Below are 4,068 nucleotides of genomic sequence, written 5' to 3'. Positions count from 1 at the left end.
CACCCTGGCCACCGATGCCCAGGGCCGCGCCGTGCTCATCCGCCTCGACCACGGCGCGGGCCATTTCTACCTCTGCTCGGTGCCGCTGGCCTTCACCAATTACTACTTGCTGCGGCCCCGCACCGCCAGCTTTGCCGCCGGAGCCTTGGCCTACCTGCCCGCCCGCGCCGCCTGGTGGGACGAGTACCAGAAGCAGGGGCCCCTGGGCGACCAGTCGCTGCTGCGGGTGCTGCTGGCCTACCCCGCCCTGCGCGCGGCCTACTACCTCACGCTGCTGGGGGCCCTACTGTTTGTGCTGGTGGAGGCGCGCCGCCGCCAGCGCATCATTCCCATTATCAAGCCGTTGCCCAACACCACGCTGCTGTTCACGCGCACCGTGGCGGGGCTCTACCGCCAGGGCCGTAACCACGCGCTGATTGCCGAAAAGCGGGTGGCCCTGTTCCTCGATTACCTGCGGGTGCGCTTCAACGAAACCAGCCCCGACCTGGGCGACAACGACTTCCGCGAGCGGCTGAGCCATAAGGCCGGCCTGCCCCGCGCCCGCGTCGACGAGCTGCTGCGGCTCGTAAATTTCGCCCGCACCGCGCCCCAAATCGACGACCGGGCACTACTCCAGCTCAGCCGGGCCATCACCGATTTCCGGCGCGAAGCCAGCTAGTTTTGGCGTTTTGCACTGAACCCAGAAACGCCTTTTTTACCTAATTGCACTATTCCGCTATAATGCCTTAACGGCTTGGAAACGGGCTTTTTACCGCCCTTTTCGCCGCCCAGGGCCCCTTTTCTACCGCATGGAACCCACCGACCGCACCCCCGACGCCGCCCCGCTGGACCTTGCCGCTGGCAATGATACGCCAGCGGCCGAATCCGCATCTTTGGCCGAATCCGGGCCTTTGGCTGAACCCACGCCCGCAACCGAAGCGGCCGCGGGCTTCGCGCCCCGCACCGATTTTGCCCAGCTCGCGGCCCGCGCCGCAGCCGTGCGTGCCGAGATTGGCAAAATCATCGTCGGCCAGACCGATTTGCTGGAGCTGCTGCTCACGGCCGTGCTGGCCGACGGGCACGTGCTGCTGGAAGGCGTGCCGGGCGTGGCCAAAACCCTTATGGCCAAACTCTTGGCGCGCACGCTGGCCGTACCGTTCAGCCGCATCCAATTTACACCCGACCTGATGCCGGCCGACGTGCTGGGCACGTCCATCTTCCGGCAGAACACCGGCGAGTTTGAGTTTCGGCGGGGCCCCATTTTCGCCAGCGTGGTGCTGATTGACGAGATAAATAGGGCCCCGGCCAAGACGCAATCAGCCCTTTTTGAGGTGATGGAGGAGCGCACCGTGACGCAGGACGGCACCACCTACGCCATGCAGGAGCCGTTTCTGGTACTGGCCACCCAAAACCCCGTGGAGCAAGAAGGCACCTACCGCCTGCCCGAGGCCCAGCTCGACCGCTTCCTGTTCAAGCTGCACGTGGGCTACCCCACCCTGGCTGAAGAAGTGCAGATTCTGCAGGGCCACCACGCCGGTTTCGGCGGCGCTTCGCTCGATTCAGTGCAAGCCATCCTCTCAGCCGCCGACCTGGGGGCCCTGCGCGCGCAAGTGCGCCAGCAGCGCGTCGAGCCAAATATTCTTGAGTACATCGCCAAGCTCGTGGGCCAAACGCGCGCCCACAAGGCGCTGTACCTGGGGGCCTCGCCCCGCGCCTCGCTGGCCCTGCTCAACGGCGCCAAGGCCCTGGCCGCCCTGCGCGGCCGCGACTTCGTAACGCCCGAAGACGTGCAGTTCCTGGCCCCCAGCGTGCTGCGCCACCGCATCCTGCTCACGCCCGAGCGCGAAATGGAAGGCAGCACGCCGGATGAAGTGGTGCAGCAGATTGTGCAGTCGGTGGAAGTTCCTAGGTAAGATTGGGGGTAGAGACGCGACACTTCGCGTCTCAATCGCTGCCCGGTTGCCGTAGAACGAGTCACCATTCAGCGGCCGAGACGCAAAGTGTCGCGTCTCTACATTTTTCCACTGCTAATTAGCTTGTTGTGACGTATTCAACCGATTGGCTACTTGGCCAGCTTGAGCAGAATCACCGCGTGAAATACCTGTTTTTCTGGGGTAACCAGCCCAGCAAAGATGGTACCGTTACCAAATCCTGCCTGAGCCAGTGGTGGCCAGTTGATTTTGCGGTGGCGGGCATCACGTACCGTTCCACCGAGCACTGGATGATGGCGGAGAAAGCCCGATTATTCAACGATTCGTCCACTGAAGATAAAATCCTAGCCGCCAAAAGCCCCGCTGAAGCCAAGAAGCTGGGGCGCGAAATCCGCGGCTTCGTGCCGGATTTATGGGAAGCGCACAAGTACGAAATTGTGAAGGAGGGCAATTTGCACAAGTTTGGCCAGCATAAAACCCTGGCAGCCTTTCTACTGGCAACCAACGACCGGGTATTAGTGGAAACCAGTCCGGTGGATACGATTTGGGGCATCGGCCTGGCCGCCGACGCAGCCGACGCCGAGCACCCAGACCGTTGGCGGGGCCCCAATTTGCTGGGCTTTGCGCTGATGGAAGTGCGGGATCAATTGCAAAACCGATGAGCTTTTTCCTGACGCGCCGCTTCTTCCTGCTCCTCGTGGCCCTCATCACGGGCTTCGCGGTGGCGTTCTTCCTGCCGTGGCTGCTGGGGCCGGTGCGGGTGGTGGGACTGCTGCTGGGGGCCCTAGTGGGGCTCGATACGGCGCTGCTGTACGCGCCGGCCAAGGGCCAGGGGGCCCCGGTGTTTGGGCGGCGGGTGCTGGGCGACAAGCTGGCCAACGGCTCGGACAACGACGTGGAGCTGTACCTCGAAAACCGCTACCGCTTTCCCGTCCAGACGGAAACAATTGACGAGATTCCGCACCAGTTTCAGCGGCGCGACGTGCTGTTTAGGGCCCCCATCCGGCCGGGCGAAACGCAGGTGATTCGCTACCAGCTGCGGCCCACCAAACGCGGCGAATACGAATTTGGGGCCCTGAACATCTACGCCGCCTCGCCGCTGGGGCTGGTGCGCCGCCGGTTTCGCTACGACGCGCAGCGGGTGGTGCCGGTGTACCCGTCGTTTTTGCAGATGCGGCAGTACGAGCTGCTGGCCATCCACAACCGCCTCACGGAGGTGGGCGTGAAGCGCATCCGGCGGGTGGGCCACAGCCAGGAGTTCGAGCAAATCCGGCCCTACGTGGCCGGCGACGACCCGCGCACCCTCAACTGGAAGGCCACTGCCCGCCGCGCCGGCACCGGCGCGGCCGACGCCCTGGTGGTGAACCACTTTCAGGACGAGCGCGCTCAGCCCGTGTACTGCCTCATCGACAAGGGCCGGGTGATGCGCATGCCCTTCGACGGCCTCAGCCTGCTCGACTACGCCATCAACGCCACGCTGGTGCTCAGCAACATCGCCCTGCTCAAGCACGACAAAGCGGGGCTCATCACGTTTTCCAACAAGCCCGGGGCGGCTCTGCTGGCTGACCGCCGGCCCGGCCACCTGCTGAAGATTCTGGAGGTGCTGTACCGCCAGAAAACGCAGTATTTGGAGTCGGATTTTGCGCTGCTCTACGCCACGGTGCGGGCCCGCGTGCGGCAGCGCAGCCTGCTGGTGCTGTTCACCAACTTCGAAACCCTGCACGGCATGCAGCGCCAGCTGCCGTACCTGCGCCGCCTCGCGCAAGACCACTTGCTGCTGGTCGTTTTCTTCGAGAACACCGAGCTGCGCGCCTACCTGGGGGCCCCAGCCGAAACCACCGAGGACGTGTACAACCAAACCATCGCCGAGAAATTTGCCCAGGAAAAGCGCCAAATTGTGCTCGAATTGCAGCGCTACGGCATCCACGCGCTGCTGACGGCCCCCAAGGATTTGAACGTCAACACCATTAACAAGTACCTGGAATTCAAGGCACGCGGACTACTATGAAGCAACCCCCGGCACCACGCCCCGAGAAACCAAGCGCCGCGAACCAAGGCGGCGCCCCGCACATTTTTCGGCCTTGGGCGTCCGTCGTCGTTGTTTTGTTCTTGGCATTTATTGGGGCCCCGGGCGCCCGAGGCCAGGCGCCCGCCCCCT

4 protein-coding genes are annotated in these 4,068 nt (G+C 64.0%); all 4 read left to right on the top strand.

Annotated elements, in window-relative coordinates; all coding sequences use genetic code 11:
• Positions 1-658: DUF4350 family protein (locus BEN49_RS27950; RefSeq protein ID WP_498366034.1), on the top strand; the 658-nt coding region annotated here is incomplete at its 5' end.
• Between the two features lie 130 nt (positions 659-788).
• Positions 789-1,892, top strand: a complete 1,104-nt coding sequence (locus tag BEN49_RS12025; protein WP_239691916.1) for an AAA family ATPase — start codon at positions 789-791, stop codon at positions 1,890-1,892.
• A gap of 128 nt (positions 1,893-2,020) precedes the next feature.
• Positions 2,021-2,572: a riboflavin biosynthesis intermediates N-glycosidase gene (gene ybiA, locus BEN49_RS12020; protein ID WP_070743756.1), complete on the top strand. Its 552-nt coding sequence runs from the start codon at positions 2,021-2,023 to the stop codon at positions 2,570-2,572.
• Positions 2,569-3,918 carry a DUF58 domain-containing protein gene (locus BEN49_RS12015; RefSeq protein WP_070743754.1) on the top strand — a complete coding sequence of 450 codons (1,350 nt, stop codon included), beginning with the start codon at positions 2,569-2,571 and terminating at the stop codon, positions 3,916-3,918. Before ybiA ends, BEN49_RS12015 begins: the two co-directional genes overlap by 4 nt.
• Positions 3,919-4,068 lie beyond the last annotated feature (150 nt).

Source organism: Hymenobacter coccineus (genome assembly GCF_001816125.1).
Classification (GTDB): Bacteria; Bacteroidota; Bacteroidia; order Cytophagales; family Hymenobacteraceae; genus Hymenobacter; species Hymenobacter coccineus.
Note: the sequence above shows the minus strand (reverse complement) of the source record. Positions and strands in the feature narration are given on the sequence as shown.

What these genes read in the sequence shown, in the direction of transcription:
- BEN49_RS12015 (WP_070743754.1), top strand. Translation starts at nt 2,569, where the DNA reads ATGAGCTTTTTCCTGACGCGCCGCTTCTTCCTGCTCCTCGTGGCCCTC.
- BEN49_RS12025 (WP_239691916.1), top strand. Translation starts at nt 789, where the DNA reads ATGGAACCCACCGACCGCACCCCCGACGCCGCCCCGCTGGACCTTGCC.